This window comes from Dehalococcoidia bacterium (assembly GCA_028711995.1).
In the GTDB taxonomy this organism is placed as follows: Bacteria; Chloroflexota; Dehalococcoidia; order SZUA-161; family SpSt-899; genus JAQTRE01.
Genome location: JAQTRE010000005.1, coordinates 1 through 17,322, shown reverse-complemented (window position 1 = coordinate 17,322; position 17,322 = coordinate 1). Strand labels below are relative to the sequence as shown.

Below are 17,322 nucleotides of genomic sequence, written 5' to 3'. Positions count from 1 at the left end.
TAATGACAATGAACAAATCCTTCACTGTGATGATTGGCGGTCTTGGAGGGCAAGGTGCGCTTCTATTTGGGCGTCTTCTAGCTGAGGCTGGCATGGCCAAATACAAGAATGTGCTGTTTTTCCCCAACTACGGAGGTTTAGTGAGGGGAGGCGCTAGCGAGTGCACTGTAGTCCTCTCTGACGATAATATAGCCTCGCCTGTGGCGTTAGAGATAGAGGCAGCCATTGCTATGAGCATACCATCTTTGCAGAGCTATGAGCGCCGTCTTAGACCGGGGGGCGTGCTCTTCTTCGACAAAGCCGTTACTCCGGGAAAGATCGGCCGTCAGGATATCAAGGTGGTGGACATACCTGCCACACAGGTAGCTATCGAGTTGGGAGACAGCAGAGCAGCCAACTTGATCTTTCTTGGGGCCTATTTAAAGGCAACTAGTGTAGGCTCAGTCGAACTGGTAGACAAGGTACTGGAAAAGAAACTGGGTGGAGGCAGACGAGAGGCACTGCTGAATCTGGATAAGAAGGCACTAAGGCGAGGGACAGAGCTAGTGTAGTGTCTGGAAATAACTCCAAATTTGGACACCTTCTCAATGATCGTGTGAGACACGATTAGTGTCGGCTCATATAGAGAACACTACATTAGTAGAGAATTTCAAGACTGTCTGACATATTCGAAGGGGGAAACCAAATGGCTAAGGGTGAGATAACTGTTAACGCAGCACTGTGCAAGGGCTGTGGTCTGTGTGCGGAATTCTGTCCTCGAAACTGCATCACCATAGGCGCTGAAAAACTGAATTCCACAGGCACTTCGATAGCTGTATTTTCCCAAGCTGAGCGCTGTAACGCCTGTGGTATCTGTGGCTGGCTTTGTCCCGAAATCGGCATTGAGGTTTATAAGTTCGCCGAGCTAACATAAAAAATACGGAAGGAGTTTCCCGTGCCCTTGAAAGTTGTAATGACCTTCTTACTCTCGGGTATTCCCGTAGATGAAACTGCCTAAAAGGGATTGGATATCCAGTCCGTAAAGAAGCTTTGTCGCAGCCAGGAAGGATAGTAGAGTTGGCCCGTGATGCTGATGCTGTGGTTATCGGGGGATAGGATTTTAGCAAGAGGGTGATCGACAGCCTCGAAAAGTGTCGCATCATCGTGAGTTCTGGCATCGGCTATGAGAAGATAGGCCTCACCACTGCTACAGAGCGCGGCATCTTGGTCACGAATACTCACGATTACTGTATTGAAGAGGTGTCAGATCAGATATGAGATCATGCCTCCCATGTCTCGCCTCCGGGGGCTCACTCTCGGGTTGGTGGACTTTGGGCAGATTGCACGTACTGAGGTGCCCCACCGAAAACCGGTCCAAGTTTGCTATCAGACTTGGACTGAGAAGAAAGGGGGCATTAATGACCAAGAATGGATTCACACCGGAACAAATCATCAACAAGCTACGTGAAGTGGAAGTGCTGTTGAGTCCAGAGGACTACGATAGGACAAGCCAGCAGAAAGATCGGGGTAACCGAACAGACGTGTTACCGCTGGTGGAAGGGATACGGAGGGATGAGGGTAGAGCAAGCCAAGTGCCTGAAAGAACTGGAGAAGGAATCTCAATAGTTAACAAAACATAAGAAGGAGGGAGTTCATGGGTTTCAAAGTCGTTCAATGTTTGGACATGCCCAGCTGCAATTTCAAAGGAGAACTACTGAAGCCGTTGGGACATACTTTGGTGAAAGGTAATTGGATGACGGAAGACGATATTATCGCCAACGCAAAAGACGCTAATGCAGTAATGGGTGGTACTTCAGTGCAGCCATTCACCCGCCGTGTGCTCCAGTCTCTTCCCAAATGTCGTGTCGTTGCCAGTGCTGGCGTAGGCTATGAAAAGATCGATGTAGACGCGGCCACTGAACTGGGGATAGCCGTCTGCAATGTCCCCGATTACGGTTTGGATGAGGTTTCAGGGCTGGCCGTCACATTCATACTGGCGCTGGGCCACAAGTATGTCAAAATCAACAAGGCAGTAAAGGAGACACAAATTTGCACGCTCAAGGACTCGAAAGGACTTCTAGCAGTTCTTTCTCCCATGTACCGGATGCGCGATCAGACCGTGGGCGTGATCGGCGTGGGTCGAATCGGTATGACTACTGCTCTCAAGTGCCATGGGTTGGGCATGAGGGTTATCGCCTATGATCCGTATGTCCTTCCGGCAGTGATGAAGAACCGCTACATAGAGCCGGTGGATCTGGATACACTCCTAAGGCAGTCGGATTTTATCACCATGCATACCCCACTTAACAAAGAGACGGAGGGCATGATCGGTTATGAACAGTTCAAGAAGATGAAAAAGACTGCCTATTTCGTCAATACTGCTCGGGGTCGTTGTGCGGACGAGCCAGGTCTCATCCTGGCGCTAAAGGAAGGACTCTTCGCCGGGGCAGGCCTTGATGTAACATGGGATGAGCCCATTAAGCCAGATAACCCGTTGCTCAAGATGGAAAATGTCGACCTTACCGGCCATAGCGCGTTTTATTCTCAGCAAGCGCAGGAGGAGATGTGGGGCAAGCCGATCACCCAGGTGATCATGGCTCTTGAGGGCAAGTTTCCTCACTACGCAGTGAATCCCAAGGCAGAGGATCTGTGGCAAAAGAAATGGGGTAAGAAATAGAATAGCCCACACATAAACCGGAGGAAGAAGCAGTGGCCTCACGGCCTTGTTAATCCTCAAGTCGAAGAGAAATACGAGCAGAAATGGGGAAGCCGGTAATGCTGGTGGCCGGTAGGACAGTGTAATGTAGTATCTGACCTCAACGATGTTTGTTGCCCGTATCTTCAAGTGGATAAAGGTATGTGATATAAAGCGGTTGAGAACATCTTGCCCCCTCGGTGGAATTTAGGAAAAGGAGGATTCATGATGAGAAAAGCAACTCAGGCCAAGGGTCTTGCCAAGGCGGATGAGTTGTATCTTGACCGTACTCAGCGAGCCCGGGAGCTTCAAAAGGAGGGAAAGAAAGTCATTGGTTATATGTGCTGCTTCCCACCGGTCGAGATGATTACGGCCCTTGATATGGTACCCCTACGCATAATGGGAGATGTCAATGAGCCCATTACCAAGGCGGACTCTTATGTAGAGACGATCATGTGCTCCTTCGTGCGCAGTTGTTTTGATCTGGCTATGAAGGGTAAGTATGACTTTCTTGACGGCTTGGTGATTCCCCACAGCTGCGATACGGTGCTCAAGATATACGACCTCTGGACGCATTATAAGCCTCTGGCTCTTAATCACTACCTCGATGTGCCTCACATGTTGCAGCCGGCTTCGGCTGAATTCTTCAAAGTCGCGCTAGGCAGGCTGCAAAACGCTCTGGAGCAGGTTGCGGGGGCCGAACTCACTGATGAGAAACTGTGCCAGGCTATAGAGCTGCATAATCAGAGTCGTGCGCTGTTGCGTCAGCTTTATCACCTGAGGAAAATCGATCCGCCCCTCATAACGGGGAGAGAGGTGATCCGGCTGGTTACCGTTGCCATGACGATACCTGTCCGCGAAGCCAACGAACTCATTCAGGAGGTTATCAAGGAGGTCGGCAACCGGCAGGGAAACAGGTCGGGGAAGAAACCGGCCCGGGTGATGGTGTACGGTACCGATATCGACAATGAAGCCTTCATCAAGCTGGTGGAGGACTGTGGCGCCAATGTGGTCGTCGATGACATCTGCACGGGCACGAAAGCCTTCTGGCATGACGTAGAAATCACCGAGGATTTGCTCGATGGCCTGGTGGACCGTTATCTCTTTAAGACGAACTGTGCCCGCACGTACCGCGAGTCGCCCGGCAATTATCTGGCCGATATGGAGAATCGGTTTGGCTACATCCGGGACTTTGCCCGCGACTGGCAGGTCGATGGCGTAGTCCTCTACGTGATCCGATTTTGCGATACCGTAGAGTTGGATGTGCCGGACGTCAGGGACTATCTGCAGGGCCAGGGTTATCCGGTGTTGCACATTGAGGACGACTACATGGCAACGAATGTGGGCCAACTCAAGACACGTATCCAGGCGTTTCTGGAGACGATCAGTTGAACAAGGGGAAGATATTGAGATGAGCAAGGATAAAACTACCGCAACCAAATCCACCAAGACTGCCCAAGAGAGTTACAAGATCGTAAAGCGGATGTATTCGAAGGCACGTGAGGCAGTGAACGAGGGAGCGCCAGTGGCCTGGGTGATGGTGGCATCCATCGCCGAAGAGATGCTTTATGCTATGGATGTTGTCCCCGTATACACTGAAAACTATGGGGCGGTGTGCGCGGCCAAGAAAGGGGCCGGTCCCCTTCTTGAGGCTGCTGAGGCTGATGGCTTTTCCAATGTCATATGTGGCTATGTTCGCACAGGCCTCGGTCATGCTGCCAAACGCAAGGAATTGGGGATGATCCCTCCGGATGCTCCGGAGGGCGGCATGGCCGATCCCACCATGCTTATCGGTTCCAGCGCCGGTTGCGATCCGCGCTTCAAGTGGTATCAGGCGATGGGGCGGTATATGGATGTGCCTTACTTTACCTTTGAAGTGCTCATGCCCCCCAACAATGTTGACCCGGATAAGGTACGGGAGTTCTATGTACCCTATCAGGTTCAGGAGCTCAAGCGACTGAAGGCGTTTCTGGAGAAAACTCTGGGGCGGAAGATGGACGAGGACAAGCTGATGGCAGCCGTAGTCACCGCCGAGCAGACCCGGACGATGTGGTGGAGGTGCTACGAGATACGCCGTTCCGTTCCGTGCCCCATGCCTACCGAGGACATGTTGAGTTGCGTGGTTCCCGGCATGTTTCATCCGTCGGATCCCGAATCGATCAATTTTTACAAGGGGTTGTACGACGAGCTGGAAGAACGGGTCCGCAATCATATCGGAGTGGTGCCGGAGGAAAGATATCGACTTATCTGGGGTGGCGGTCTGCCTCCATGGCATAGTATGAACCTCTTCAACCACTTCGAGGACCAGGGAGCGGTATGTGTTATCGAGACCTGTTATTGCCAGTTCGAGCCATTCGAGGATGCTCACAAGTACAATGATCCGCTGGAGCGTTTGGCCCGCTGGTATTACCATCGCTTTACCACCAAGCAGAAAAAAGCCCTTCAGGGACCGGGACATCCCCGTGTTCAGCGGTTGTTGGACTGGATAGACGAATATCAAGCCGATGGCTTGGTGATGCACGGCAGTATCTCCTGTCGCGCCACCACTGTGGGTCAGATGTATTTTGAGAACGTTCTGCGCGATTATGTCAGGATTCCCACGTTGTTTATGGAAAGCGATATCGTGGACGACCGGGACTACTCGGAGCTCCAGACGAAAGCAAAGATCGACGCTTTCATCGAGACCATGGAAACGCACAAGCGGAAACCCCGTTGAGTAAATTGTCAGGGAGAATCTTAGGAGGAATCACTAGCATGTCACAACCATTAGAAGGCATACGCGTCATCGATTGGACCATCTGGCAACAAGGGCCGGTAGCCACTGCCATGCTTGGCGATCTTGGGGCCGATGTCATCAAGATCGAAGATCGGCGTGGTGATCCCGCTCGAGGCATGTCCCGCATAGCTGGACTTAGCACCAAAAGCAGTCCCGGGAACTTCTATTTTGATACCAACAATCACAACAAGCGGAGTCTGACCGTCGATCTTGCACAGGATGCGGGAAAGGAACTCATTTATCGTCTGGTTAAGACTTCTGACGTTCTGGTTCACAACTTCCGCAGAGGCGTGCCCGAACGGATCGGGTTGGATTATGCCACTCTTTCCAAACACAATCCAAAGCTCATATACGCCACGGCCTCGGGATATGGTCCTAAGGGTCCTGATTCTGCGGCCCCAGCTTTCGATCGCTGTGGCTTGGCTCGATCAGGGATCATGAGCACGCTTGGCGAGCCCGATATGCCCCCTCTCATGATGATGGGAGGTATTGCCGACCAAACCGGAGCTATAATGCTATCTTACGCTGTGCTCGCTGCCTTAATAGCCCGTGAACGTCTCGGCATAGGCCAGGAGGTGGATGTTTCCCAACTCGGAAGTATGATTCACTTGCAGGCGCTTAACGTAGCTGCCTCCTTGGATCTTGGGCAGGCGTTACCCAGGAAAAGGCGTGCCGAGGAAGGGAATCCTCTCTCCAATCACTACCAGTGCAAGGATGGTAAATGGATTTCCTTTGCTATGCTTCAGGCTGATCGCTATTGGCCAACTCTTTGCCAAGCCATGGGCATGCACCAATATGAGAAAGATCCACGTTTTGCCACAATGGACAAAAGGTCGCAGAACTCCAAGGAAATCATTCCTATCATGGACCGGGTTTTTGCTACTAAAACCCGTGATGAATGGATGAAACAATTTCAGAAGGCGGGGGGGGACCTCATCTATGCGCCGGTGAATGACATCAATGATGTCATTCGTGACCCCCAAGTATTGGAAAATGGTTACATCGCCGACTTCGACCATCCTGCGCGGGGAAAGGTAAAGATGGTTGGGATGCCCTTGCATTTTTCCAAAACTCCTGCAGGCATCCGGCTGCCCGCTCCCGAGTTGGGCCAACATACGGAGGAAATTTTGCTGGAATTGGGTTACAACTGGGACAATATCACGAACCTAAAAGATGAGGGCATAGTCTAAGGAACGAGATGTTCGCAATGAGTGAGATGCTAAGGGGGAGGTTGGCATTGATTTCAAGAACATAGCTTATTCCAAGAAGGAAGGAATTGCCACACTGAAGCTTGATCGATCCCAGGTATTCAATTTGCTGAGCACGGCGACATGTGCTCGATGTCAGGGAGCACAGAGGCGTGGCCTTTAAAGTATCCATGTCCCGTATTTCCGATGCTGTAATTATCCCGCTTTCGTTGACCACATGCACGAGACTACTCTGAGGCACAGACCAAGGAAAAGACAAAAGCTTCTATCGACACCCTGGAGTCCTATAAGCAGAAACGCCATCTGTGATAAACCTGAGGAACCTCTGAATAAGTCCCGAATCATGCGATAATAATGGCAGATCAACTCAAGGAGTTCTGCCGTGATAAATGGACCCACTTTTGCCAGCCTGGCTTATGACAACAAGAAGAAGAGGACTCGTCGGGAGAGGTTTCTGGAAGAGATGGATCAGGTGATCCCGTGGGAAGAATTATTGAAGATTGTCTGGAAGCGCTATCCGAAGAAAGGCAATGGACGGCAACCGATGCCGGTGGAGCGGATGCTGCGGATTTACTTCCTGCAGCAGTGGTACGGATTATCCGATCCGGCGATGGAAGATTCGCTTCATGATAGTGAATCGATGAGACGCTTTGCCCGGATCGATCTGGAAGTCAATGTGATACCGGATGAAACCACCATTCTGAACTTCCGGCATTACCTGGAAGAGAATCGGCTCACGGAAAAGATATTCGAGAAGACAAAGGGTATCTGGCTGACAAGGGACTCCTGTTGCGTGAGGGAACCATTGTAGATGCCACCATCATCGACACGCCTCCATCGACGAAGAACGAAACTTAAACCAGAGACCCGTAGATGAAGCAGACCGAGATTTGATCAAAGAACTGGAGCAGAAAGGAATCCATGGCGCGATTCAAGCAGAGGAGCGCTACTTCAAAGAGAAGCCGTTAAGGTAGACATTCATTCCCAAGCTGATATGGACGTAGAGGACAAATGGCGTCGGAGGCTCTCTTTGTACGCGCATGTGCAACTGGCATCGGAAGATGCCTTATGCATCACAGAGTGGTGCAGTGTGGTATTTCTAGGAGTTCCGGGGCGCTAATGGGGTATGCTCAACATGATCGCAAACCGAAGTTTGGCATGTTCACCCAGTACTGTGTAACACGCATTCCATCGCTGAAGAGGGATAATTCAGAGAAGCCAAATGATCGTATGTTCAACGCCCCCTGCCGCCCTGCCGCTTCCCCCTCTTTCACAAAGAGGGGGACAAGGGGAAGTTTATGACCGCTGAAAAGCTATCGGCCATATCCGAAATTATTAGCGTTACAAGTTACTAGGATGTGTTCAACTTCGTTATCCGAGTCAAATAGATGCAATAAGGAGGGTTACTGAAATGGGAGAATCGCTCAAAGGTAGAGTCGCTGTGGTTACAGGCGGGGGCGGCGGGATTGGCCGGGAGATTTGTCTGCTTATGGCAAGGGAGGGAGCCAAACTTGTAGTGAATGACTATGGGACAGCTTTGGACGGCAGCGGACAAGACAGTACTCCCGCCAACAAAGTGGTTGCTGATATCACGAAAGAAGGGGGGATTGCCATTGCGAATCTCGATAGCGTGGCCACCTGGCATGGTGGAGAAAACATAATAAAAACCGCCGTAGACAACTTCGGCGAGATAGATATTCTGGTCAACAACGCAGGGGTCGCCAGAGACCGCATGGTGTTCAACATGTCGGAGCAGGAATGGGACATCGTGGTGAAGACCCATCTCTATGGCAGTTTCTTCTGCACCAGGCATGCTCTACCCCTGATGCGGAAACAGAACTATGGCAGACTGATCTTCATGTCCTCGAATGCGTCTTATGGGGTAAGCGTGGGGCAGGCAAACTATGGGGCTGCCAAAGCGGGGATGTTGTGTCTTTCTGGCGTTGTTGCCAACTCCTTGGGGAAGAACGGCGTGACCAGTAATGCCATTTTCCCGCATGCCGATACCAGACTGAGCATGAGTGAAGCAGCGAAAAAGGAGAGAGAGCGCACAGGGGTTGCTCCGGCAGGAGACAGAGACCCCAGCGTTGTAGCGCCAATGGTGGTATATCTGTGCAGCGAGGCAGCGGCAAGCATAACCAATCAGATCTTTGATGTATCCGGTAGCGAGATATCGCGTTTCTCGTGGCCGCTTGAGCCGGTAAAGAGCATTTTCAGCAGAGGAGTGCCGTGGACGGTTGAGAATCTGGCTAAAGATATTCCGAACACCCTGGCGAAGGGACGGTAAACCCTTTTTGGCCGCCCAAACAGGAGGAGAAGAAACCATGAGTCAAGCACCGTCTGCCATCACCGAGGAAGTGAAACTCCCCCCAGCTTGTTTGGGGGAGTTTCACTCGAACTGGCCATCGGCCAAGGGATGGCTGCGGTGGATACCGACACTATTACTCTGCCGTCAAAGCCCCAGACTCCTGTCCGGGGATGGATAGGCTGCCGAAGGCGCGCGACAATTGGACAAGGGTCAAGAGTCGCGTATTCCAGAAGCCGCCGACTCCTGTCGGCGGAGTTTCACTGGACTCACTGGAAAGAGACGGAGAGGGCGTCAAAGAAGGCGTACGCATCTATCGGAGTCAAAGATCCTCGCAAGGAGATCAGCCTCGCCGAAATCCACGACTGCTTCAGCATCAGCGAACTGCTGGTGAGGGCCTTGGGTTCAGAGATATTGGCAAAGGCAGCCAGGATGTCGACGCCGGGGCCTTCGCTTTTAATGGATCCCTGCCGGTCAATCCCAATGGCGGGCTGAAGTCTATCGGTCATCCGGTAGGAGCCAGTGGTGTGAGTAATATCTAGGAGTGCTATAAGCAGTTGCAGGGGAAGGTAGATAATCCCGCACGGCAGCTCAAGAATCCCAAGCTGGGCCTTGCACATAGTCAGGGTGGGCAAAAGCCCGGAGGTTTCGAATGTGTCGTGTGCATTACTGGGCTGCCAGCTTAGTAATAAGAAAGGCAACTTTGCGTTGAGCGAAAAATCAAGAGAATACCTCTGAGCCTTAATCCGTGGATTCTCACAGGAGTCTGAAGTCCAAGAGATTCATCGTTATTGACACCTTCGGGGTGGTTGAAAATCGTAATACCCTGTAATACCATACGGTCATGGCAAAGGTGGTAGTGACATTCAAACTGGAAGAAGAGATATATTCAAAGCTAAAGGAGATAGCTGGGAAAGAAGGCAGAGGAGTTTCGGAGATATTGAGGGAGTCTTTGACCGATTGGCTGCAGAACAAGAAGCAGGTTACAACTCCCGATTTCATTGCTTTCATAAAGCAGCAAAAGAACGCTGCCAGAAATTGGTCTGAAATAGCATCTGCCGTGCTCGACAAATACGGTATCTCTTTGGATAAGGAACAGCTAAAATCTCTTTCAAGATAGTTGGTATTACAGGGTAATACCCAAACGAAGCTAGAATTTCGTATTCACGGATCAGGGTCTGAGGGGTTATTCTCTTGATGAATAGGGTTTCATGGAGGTTTAGATTGAAACTTCTGTCTTGTTTGGGTACGTGTAAAGAATCATTTGAAAAGGGCGTTTAGCCAGCTAAGATTAGAGAGCACTGGCTGAAAGGAACTGCCCCTCGTGGAGATCCCAAGAAGGGGAGTCTATTATGAATGCACTCTCGAAAGGATGAGAAATGGTCAAATATTTGTCGGGTATGCTCAGTGGCAAAGTTGCGATAGTTACGGGAAGCAGCCGCGGAATCGGGAAGGCGATTGCCCTCGAGTTGGCTCGCGCCGGAGCCGATGTTGTTGTGGCTGCCCGAACCGAAATTGAAGGGAAGAAGTTGCCAGGTACAATCCACCAGACTGCCAGTGAGATAAGAGCTATGAACAGGCAAGCTTTGGCAATCAAGACCAATCTAACGCAGGAGCAAGACATCGAAAACCTCGTATCCCAGGCACTGAACCATTTCGGACATGTCGACATCCTGGTCAACAATGCAGCCATAAGTACCCGGGGAACCCTCCTCGAAGTCCCTTTAAACCAGTATGATCTGTTGTGGTCGGTGAACGTCAGAGGGCCCGTTATGTGCACGAGAGCAGTGTTGCCCCACATGATAGCCCGAAGATCCGGCAGTATTATTAATGTCTCCTCTGCTATCAGCTTCATAGCCGCTGATCCTGACCTGGAAAAAAGGCTGGGCACCTCAACCAGCGTCGCCTATTCGATGACCAAAGCGGCTGTCAACGTCCTGACCGTCGTATTGGCGAAGGAGGTCGCCCCACACAATATTACCGTTAATGCTTTCGAGCCCGTGTGGACCGCCACAGAAGGCATGCTAATTCTCCATCCCGAACCGCCACCGTCTGTTCCTGTGCAGTCACCTCAAATGTGGGGGAAGTATGCCGTTCTGGTTGCTTGCTCGAAGCTTCACGGTCAGCTTCTCACTGAGGAAATGTTACGCCAGCAATTCGGCCCCGTGTGATGATTTGAGGAATACAATCCGGGTAAGTCATGGAGCGAGCCTGTATGCTGGCGTTGAGGAGCAAACCTGGCAAACCAATATTCAATCCGGGCCCGGCGAGTTCAATCTACTCAAATCCTTAAAAGAGAAAGGGATCAATGGCACTCTTGAAGAAACAGAGCGCTCCTTTAAAGAGAAGCCGCTGAAGAAGAAATGATTCTAAGTGTGATGCCGTTTGAGAATAGCGGTTAGATTTTTCTGGTTGGAGGTTGACTCGGTTTTCAAAACCAGCGGGATAGTTTTCAGATGACATTCTCATCGGTTAAGCCCTCGATATTGAGGGTTTGGGCACCTTAACAACAGCATAATCAGCTTGCACAGACAGTATCATCCCTTGAATATGCGATAGTGCATCCGTTGTACGGCTCGGCTAAGCTCTTATCGGGCATGGCGATGGTTGAGGCTTGATGAGCTCTTCGGTGATCACAGCCCCGATCTTTTTTGGCCACTTGCCCGCATAAGGCCAAGTAGACATGGATCTTGATCCTGGGCAATCCTCTGACCCTGGGGCTATCCAGACGATGAGAACCCTTCTCTTCGGAGTAGGCTCTCTCCACGCTGGTGCGGGCATTGTACTTCTCTTTCCAGCGAGCGGTTCCTCTCGGAACAGGCCCGACCAGACGATAATCGCGATCAGGGTGAAGATAAAAGGTTTTTCCATAGCTTGAAGGCGAACAAACCGATTGGGAGAGACATTGGCATTTACCCAGAGCTGCCGGACATCGAAATTTAAGCCGATTCCTCCGGGACTCTTTTCCCCAGTAGACGACTTGGAATCCCGCCATGCAGGTGTATTGGCCATCCGCTGAAAGGGTGAGTTCGCCGACGGAAAGCGCATCCGGTCCATTGCGCCGATTCAAGGCGATAATCGGAGCCACCCCCATTTCCTCAATGGCGAACCGATAGTTTTCATAAGCATCATAGGCAGAATCGGCAGCATTGGAAGCGATCCGGTTGTCGGGATGCTTCTTTCTGGCTCCCTTGAGGAGCGGGTTGGCATAGGGGGAATCGTTGTCATTGCCCGGGGTGACGATCACTTCCAGAGGCAATTGGGATTTGGCATCTACGATGAGATGAGCCTTGTAGCCGAAGAAAGCATATTCCTTGGTCTTGTGTCCCCATTGGGCGTCGGAATCGGAATAGCTCCGGGGGCAATCGCACTTCCCCTTGCAGGAGCAGGTCTTTTTGCCGAACCGGCTGGAATGTGCCCATAAGTGAGTGGAATCGGTGGCGGTATGGCCTCCCCGGATAACCTTTAAGGTGATGGCCTGGGCAATCAGACAATGAAGGGCCTCATAGAAGATATCTTCCCCCAGACGATCACGGAAATTGGTGAAGGTGCCGTTGGAAGGCGTCTTCAGGAAGTTGAATCCGCAAAGGAGGCAGAGTCTGGCATCGTATCGCAGGGTAGCCGCCAGATGCCGGTCCGATTTCACCTCGCCCAGATAGATCAGGAGTTGCGCCTTGAACAACGAGAGTGGATCGTAACCGTCTGCTCCTTGAGGGGAATACTTGTCTTTGGCCAGGCGATGGACAAAGGACCAGTCGATTTTATCGAAGATCATCTTGATCGGATCACTGGGTTTGAGCTTAAGGGATGCCTCATAGGTGGTGAAGGTGAGCTGATTGGCTGTTCTCATAAAGGATTCTCCCCCCTCAATCTGAATCTGAGTTGATTCTACCAGATACGTGGGGGTGAAGGCATTACAACAAGGGTCGAAATCGAGGCTGAAAAACAAAACTAAACAGCCTCAGTATGCAAAGGGGGGTAAGCAATGCGCAAGCTCAGCCGACTGTTTGAGCCGATCAACATAGGGAATGTGGAACTGAGAAACAGGATAATCCAGCAGGGCATGGGCACTGGGCTGGGAGAGAACTACCGAGTGAATGACCGGCTGATCCGATTCGTGAGGACGGCCTCTGAAGGCGGTACGGCCTTGATCATTCTAGGATGCTGCTATCCGGCCCATTTCGAGTTCACCAAGCCTCAATATACGGCTGTCACTATGGGGGTCGGCATCTGGGACGATAAATTCATCCCCGGCCTCAGAACTCTGACACAGGCAGCGCATGACCATGGCGCCAAAATAGCTGCCCAAATACTCCTCAACTATGAATGGAGGTCCGGAAAGGACGCCCCTCTGGAAGCAGTCGGACCTTCTGAGGGACCGGGAGGTCCCGGCGTTGGTCCGGTCCGGGAGTTGAGAATCGATGAGATCGGCCAGATCGTGGAGCAGTTCGGAGAAGGTGCCAGAAGGGCGCGAGAATCCGGATTCGATATTGTGGAATTCCATGCCGGGATAGGCTACTTCATTAATCGATTTCTTTCACCGTATTCCAACAAACGCACCGACGATTATGGCGGAAGCCCGGAGAAAAGGAGGCGATTCCTTCTTGAAATCATTGACGCGGCAAAGAAGAAGGCCGGGAGCGATTTCCCCCTCATGTGCCGCATTTCCGCCGACGAGTTTATGGAGGGTGGCAACACCATGGAGGACACCAAAAAGACGGTGCCGGTCTTGGAGAGAGCGGGGGTTGCGGCCCTCAATGTGCAGGTAGGATGGCATGAAACCAATAGGCCAATGATTCAGCAATGGGTGCCGGCCGGGGCTTTCGTTTACGCGGCTGAGGAGGTCAAAAAGGTGACCAGTCTCCCGGTGGTCGCTGCCTACAGAATCGACGACCCTGCTCTGGCCGAGGAGATAATAGGAAAAGGAAGAGCCGATATGGTCGGTATGGCGCGTGCCCTCCTTGCCGATCCTGCATTCCCTAACAAGGCGAGAGAAGGCAGGATCGATGATATCCGCCATTGTCTTGCCTGTTGCCGGTGCATCGAGACGGTGATGTCGGGCAGTTCCGTAGTTTGCAGCGTGAACGCTGAGCTGGGAGCAGAGCCGATAAAACCTGCCTTGGAGAGCAAGCGAGTGGTCGTCATCGGAGGCGGACCTGCTGGCATGGAGGCAGCCAGGGTAGCTGCAATCCGGGGCCATAAAGTGGTTCTCTTCGAGAAGGATCGAAGTCTGGGCGGTCTCATGATATTGGGAGCCGTCTTGAACGACAAGGTTGAGAAGCTGCTCAGGTGGATGACCAGACAGGTCGAGAGCCTGCCTATTGATGTGAGGTTGGGGACGGAGGTAACCCCCGATATGCTGGAAAGCATAAAATCGGACGTGCTTATCATAGCTCCCGGTGGTGAAGCCGTCATTCCGGAAGTGCCCGGTGTCCAGGGCAACCATGTAATCACCGGTCATGATATCAAGAATCTGATCAACGGGATCCCGCCTCAGAAAGGCCTATCGTGGAAAGTCAGCACTCTTGTCGCGAAGCATGCCGCCGGTCAACCATCACTCATGAGGAAGTCCATGGGTTTGCCTTTCCCGATCGGGAAAAAGGTGGTTATCGTCGGCGGGCAGTTTGCAGGATGCGAGCTTGCACTAACGCTGATGGAGAAAGGAAAGAAGGTGACCATTCTGGAAGAATCCAAACGCTTGGGCTCTGACATCGGTCCGGTCTCCAGATGGACAGAATTGTCTATGCTGAAGGAAGGCGGGGTCCAAATGGAGACCCTGGTCAAGGTGAAGGAGATAACGGACAAAGGTGTCCGAGTGATCCGGGCAGACAGTAGCGAAGACTTCTTCGAGGCGGATACGGTCGTACTGACACTGGGTCTCAAGAAGAATTCGGAGCTGTCTGCCAGCCAGGAGGGGAAAATCCCTGCCGTCTACTTGATCGGCGACGCCACTGGTGAGAATTCGGTCAAGAGGATTGGAGGTGCTATCGCTTCTGGTTTCGAGATCGGGAACAGTATCTAACGCTAGGAGGCAATCATGAATTATGAGACCATTCTACTGCAAAAACAGGATAAGGTGGCTACAATTACCCTCAACCGACCAGAAAAGCTGAACACCATGAGCCCCGAACTGATGTCTGACTTGACGAAGGTAATGGGCGAGGTGGAAAGGGACGATGAAATCAGAGCCGTCATCGTCACCGGCGCTGGCAGGGCGTTTTGTGCGGGAGGGGATGTTCCCAAGCTCTTTGCGTCATCGAGAGACCCGATAACGGTCATGGGGCTTGCCCATGACGGGGCCAGGATGGTCTCCGCCATGAGAAACCTGCCTAAGCCGCTAATCGCGGCAGTTAATGGTCCTGCTATAGGTGGGGGCTTAAACATTGCCCTTGCTTGCGACATCATCATTGCAGCCGAAAACGCCAGTTTCTGCTCTGCCTTTATCTCTCTGGGATTCCATCCGGACACTGGCGGGATATACTTCTTGACGCGACTAGTCGGTGTTGCCCGTGCCTGCGAACTGATCTTCACCGGAAAGACGATAAATGCTTTTGAAGCGGAGAGAATCGGACTGGTCAATCACGTGGTGCCGGCCGACAAACTGGAGGCCACGGCCAGAGAACTCGCAACCAGACTGGCCAACGGCCCATCAAAGGCAATAGGCTTAGCCAAGGCTTCTATTTATCAATCATTGACCATGGATATGGCATCGGTGCTGGAGCTTGAGGCCAGATCTGTCGGCATGACCCTTGCCACTGAAGATGCGAATGCAGCCATCGACGCATTCGTCGAGAAAAGAAAGGTCGTATTCAAAGGAAAATGAGACTTGTAGCGGTATTCGGAAGCCCCAGACAAGGGGGTTGTAGCGACACCCTGGCTGAAGCATTTCTCGATGAGGCGCAACGACTCGAAGTTCAGATTGAGCGCTTCCGGCTCAGTAAGTTGAATTACAGGGGATGCCTGGGATGTGGTCTCTGCAAGACCGATCGCGCAGAATGCGTTCAGCGGGATGGTCTGACTCCTGTCCTACAAGCCGTGCGAGAATGTGACGTTCTCCTTGTTGCTTCGCCTGTCTACTTCCTGGACGTATCGTCGCAAACCAAGGGGTTCATCGACAGGTGCTATTCGTTTTGTGCGCCTCAAATCGTTGGCAGTCCCTTCCGGGTCAGACTGTCGGAAGGAAAGACTGTTGTATTTGTTGTTACCCAGGGAGCCGATGCAGAATCTTTCACCGATCTCCCCAACCGCTACCGATTTGTATTCGATATGATCGGCTTTGCCCGAATACACGTGATTCGCGGTTGTGGACTTGGGTTCAAGAAAGACGCAGTTACTCGCCGCAAAGACCTGTTGATAGACGCCAGGAAAACTGCTCGCAAGGTGATTTTCATGGCAGGTCTATAGGCTTACCACTTCGTCTCATCGACGATATCAGAATCGACGAATGCTGCGGCGCTTATTCGAACCGACAAAGATAGGCAAAATGACTCTCAAGAATCGGATCGTCATGGCACCGATGGGCACGGGCTATAACAAGGAAGGCGGATACGTAATCGCGCGCAACATTGCCTATTGTTTAGCGCGGACTAGTGTCATGTCATACTTTAATTGACGCTACAAATGCGGTATGGTAATCCCCAGAAAGGAGGTTGCTATGCCGCTGTTGAAATATAAAGTTAGATTGACGGACGAGGAACGCAAGGAACTCAAGAAGATTACAGAAAAAGGGAAACATAGTTCTCGAAAGGTCTTGAATGCCCTCATTCTCCTGAACTGCGATGAAGGGGAAGTTCAAGAACACAATCCTACGAACAGTGAAATAGCCCGGGTGCTGAACATTGGTACCCGAAAGATTGACCGAGTCAAGAAACGGTTTGTGGAAGAAGGGTTCGATATTGCTCTTTGCGGGCATGAGGGTCAGCGGGTTTATAGCAAGAAAGCGGATGGGGACTTTGAAGCTCATCTGGTGGCGCTCAGTTGCAGCAACGGGAACTTCTCGCATGTACTGGCAGGGATGAGAGCCGTATCCCGTATCTTCTGAAAAGTATGTCATGGTTATGAATCTATACAAAACGGCCTATACGGTATACGAGTCGCAATATCACACACAGTTAGGGCTACGTGTCGATAAGGACAGACTCGCAGGCAACGTGATTAAGAATGTGCCTCAGCGAGATGCCCTTCCGCAGCCACTTCGCTGCGCATTTGAGAAATGGATTGCCGATTGGCCAAGATGACGATCCGGGGAGTGATGAACAGGTCGGTGGTCACGGTTGCGGATATGACACTGGTCTCACTCAGCTCAAAGGTTTTGCTGTCGGCAATCGTGGTTGGCGTTGATAACTGGGAGGGAATTGCT

General features: G+C 51.7%; 16 protein-coding genes and 3 pseudogenes. 17 read left to right on the top strand and 2 right to left on the bottom strand.

The features are described from left to right. The first annotated feature begins 2 nt into the window (after positions 1–2). The gene (locus tag PHV74_01800) at positions 3–551 is read left to right on the top strand and encodes a 2-oxoacid:acceptor oxidoreductase family protein (protein MDD5093101.1); all 549 of its coding nucleotides are present in this window, start codon (positions 3–5) and stop codon (positions 549–551) included. A 134-nt stretch (positions 552–685) separates the two neighbouring features. Further along, entirely contained in the window at positions 686–913 is a 228-nt protein-coding gene (locus tag PHV74_01795) for a 4Fe-4S binding protein (GenBank protein MDD5093100.1), read from the top strand. A gap of 80 nt (positions 914–993) precedes the next feature. Here the strand turns inward: PHV74_01795 and PHV74_01790 are convergent, their stop codons facing one another. After that, positions 994–1,221 (bottom strand): hypothetical protein, encoded by a 228-nt coding sequence (locus tag PHV74_01790; GenBank protein ID MDD5093099.1) that lies wholly within the window; start codon positions 1,219–1,221, stop codon positions 994–996. A 176-nt stretch (positions 1,222–1,397) separates the two neighbouring features. Between PHV74_01790 and PHV74_01785 the strand changes: the two are divergent. The 11 genes and pseudogenes from PHV74_01785 to PHV74_01735 all read left to right on the top strand — a co-directional run bounded on the left by PHV74_01785 (position 1,398) and on the right by PHV74_01735 (position 11,330). Further along, positions 1,398–1,599, top strand: a pseudogene (locus PHV74_01785) (transposase). A gap of 34 nt (positions 1,600–1,633) precedes the next feature. Then, positions 1,634–2,656, top strand: a complete 1,023-nt coding sequence (locus PHV74_01780; protein ID MDD5093098.1) for a C-terminal binding protein — start codon at positions 1,634–1,636, stop codon at positions 2,654–2,656. Between the two features lie 243 nt (positions 2,657–2,899). Then, a complete protein-coding gene (locus PHV74_01775; protein ID MDD5093097.1) occupies positions 2,900–4,066 on the top strand; it encodes a 2-hydroxyacyl-CoA dehydratase family protein in 1,167 nt (388 codons plus the stop codon). Between the two features lie 19 nt (positions 4,067–4,085). After that, positions 4,086–5,390, top strand: coding sequence for a 2-hydroxyacyl-CoA dehydratase family protein (locus PHV74_01770; protein MDD5093096.1), 1,305 nt, complete (start codon positions 4,086–4,088; stop codon positions 5,388–5,390). Between the two features lie 38 nt (positions 5,391–5,428). Further along, complete coding sequence (locus PHV74_01765) at positions 5,429–6,640, top strand: CoA transferase (GenBank protein MDD5093095.1); 1,212 nt, start codon at positions 5,429–5,431, stop codon at positions 6,638–6,640. A gap of 403 nt (positions 6,641–7,043) precedes the next feature. Then, positions 7,044–7,513, top strand: a pseudogene (locus tag PHV74_01760) (IS5 family transposase). Positions 7,514–8,069: 556 nt separating this feature from the next. Then, on the top strand, positions 8,070–8,945 hold the full coding sequence (locus PHV74_01755; GenBank protein MDD5093094.1) for an SDR family oxidoreductase: 876 nt from the start codon (positions 8,070–8,072) through the stop codon (positions 8,943–8,945). A 191-nt stretch (positions 8,946–9,136) separates the two neighbouring features. Further along, a complete protein-coding gene (locus tag PHV74_01750) occupies positions 9,137–9,505 on the top strand; it encodes a hypothetical protein (protein MDD5093093.1) in 369 nt (122 codons plus the stop codon). A 302-nt stretch (positions 9,506–9,807) separates the two neighbouring features. After that, positions 9,808–10,083, top strand: a complete 276-nt coding sequence (locus tag PHV74_01745; protein ID MDD5093092.1) for a ribbon-helix-helix domain-containing protein — start codon at positions 9,808–9,810, stop codon at positions 10,081–10,083. 259 nt (positions 10,084–10,342) lie between these two features. Beyond that, positions 10,343–11,134 carry an SDR family NAD(P)-dependent oxidoreductase gene (locus PHV74_01740; protein ID MDD5093091.1) on the top strand — a complete coding sequence of 264 codons (792 nt, stop codon included), beginning with the start codon at positions 10,343–10,345 and terminating at the stop codon, positions 11,132–11,134. 4 nt (positions 11,135–11,138) lie between these two features. Next, complete coding sequence (locus tag PHV74_01735; protein MDD5093090.1) at positions 11,139–11,330, top strand: hypothetical protein; 192 nt, start codon at positions 11,139–11,141, stop codon at positions 11,328–11,330. Positions 11,331–11,481: 151 nt separating this feature from the next. Here the strand turns inward: PHV74_01735 and PHV74_01730 are convergent, their stop codons facing one another. Further along, a complete protein-coding gene (locus tag PHV74_01730) occupies positions 11,482–12,813 on the bottom strand; it encodes a transposase (protein ID MDD5093089.1) in 1,332 nt (443 codons plus the stop codon). Positions 12,814–12,948: 135 nt separating this feature from the next. On the opposite strand from PHV74_01730, the gene PHV74_01725 reads away from it, so the two are divergent. From PHV74_01725 to PHV74_01710, 4 genes and pseudogenes are all read left to right on the top strand, one after another. Then, positions 12,949–14,985: an NAD(P)/FAD-dependent oxidoreductase gene (locus PHV74_01725; GenBank protein MDD5093088.1), complete on the top strand. Its 2,037-nt coding sequence runs from the start codon at positions 12,949–12,951 to the stop codon at positions 14,983–14,985. Between the two features lie 15 nt (positions 14,986–15,000). After that, positions 15,001–15,786 (top strand): enoyl-CoA hydratase/isomerase family protein, encoded by a 786-nt coding sequence (locus PHV74_01720; protein ID MDD5093087.1) that lies wholly within the window; start codon positions 15,001–15,003, stop codon positions 15,784–15,786. Further along, positions 15,783–16,367 (top strand): flavodoxin family protein, encoded by a 585-nt coding sequence (locus PHV74_01715; GenBank protein MDD5093086.1) that lies wholly within the window; start codon positions 15,783–15,785, stop codon positions 16,365–16,367. The genes PHV74_01720 and PHV74_01715 overlap by 4 nt, the downstream gene beginning before the upstream one ends. Before the next feature lie 256 nt (positions 16,368–16,623). Further along, positions 16,624–16,947: pseudogene (locus PHV74_01710) on the top strand (helix-turn-helix domain-containing protein). The last annotated feature ends 375 nt before the right edge of the window (positions 16,948–17,322 follow it).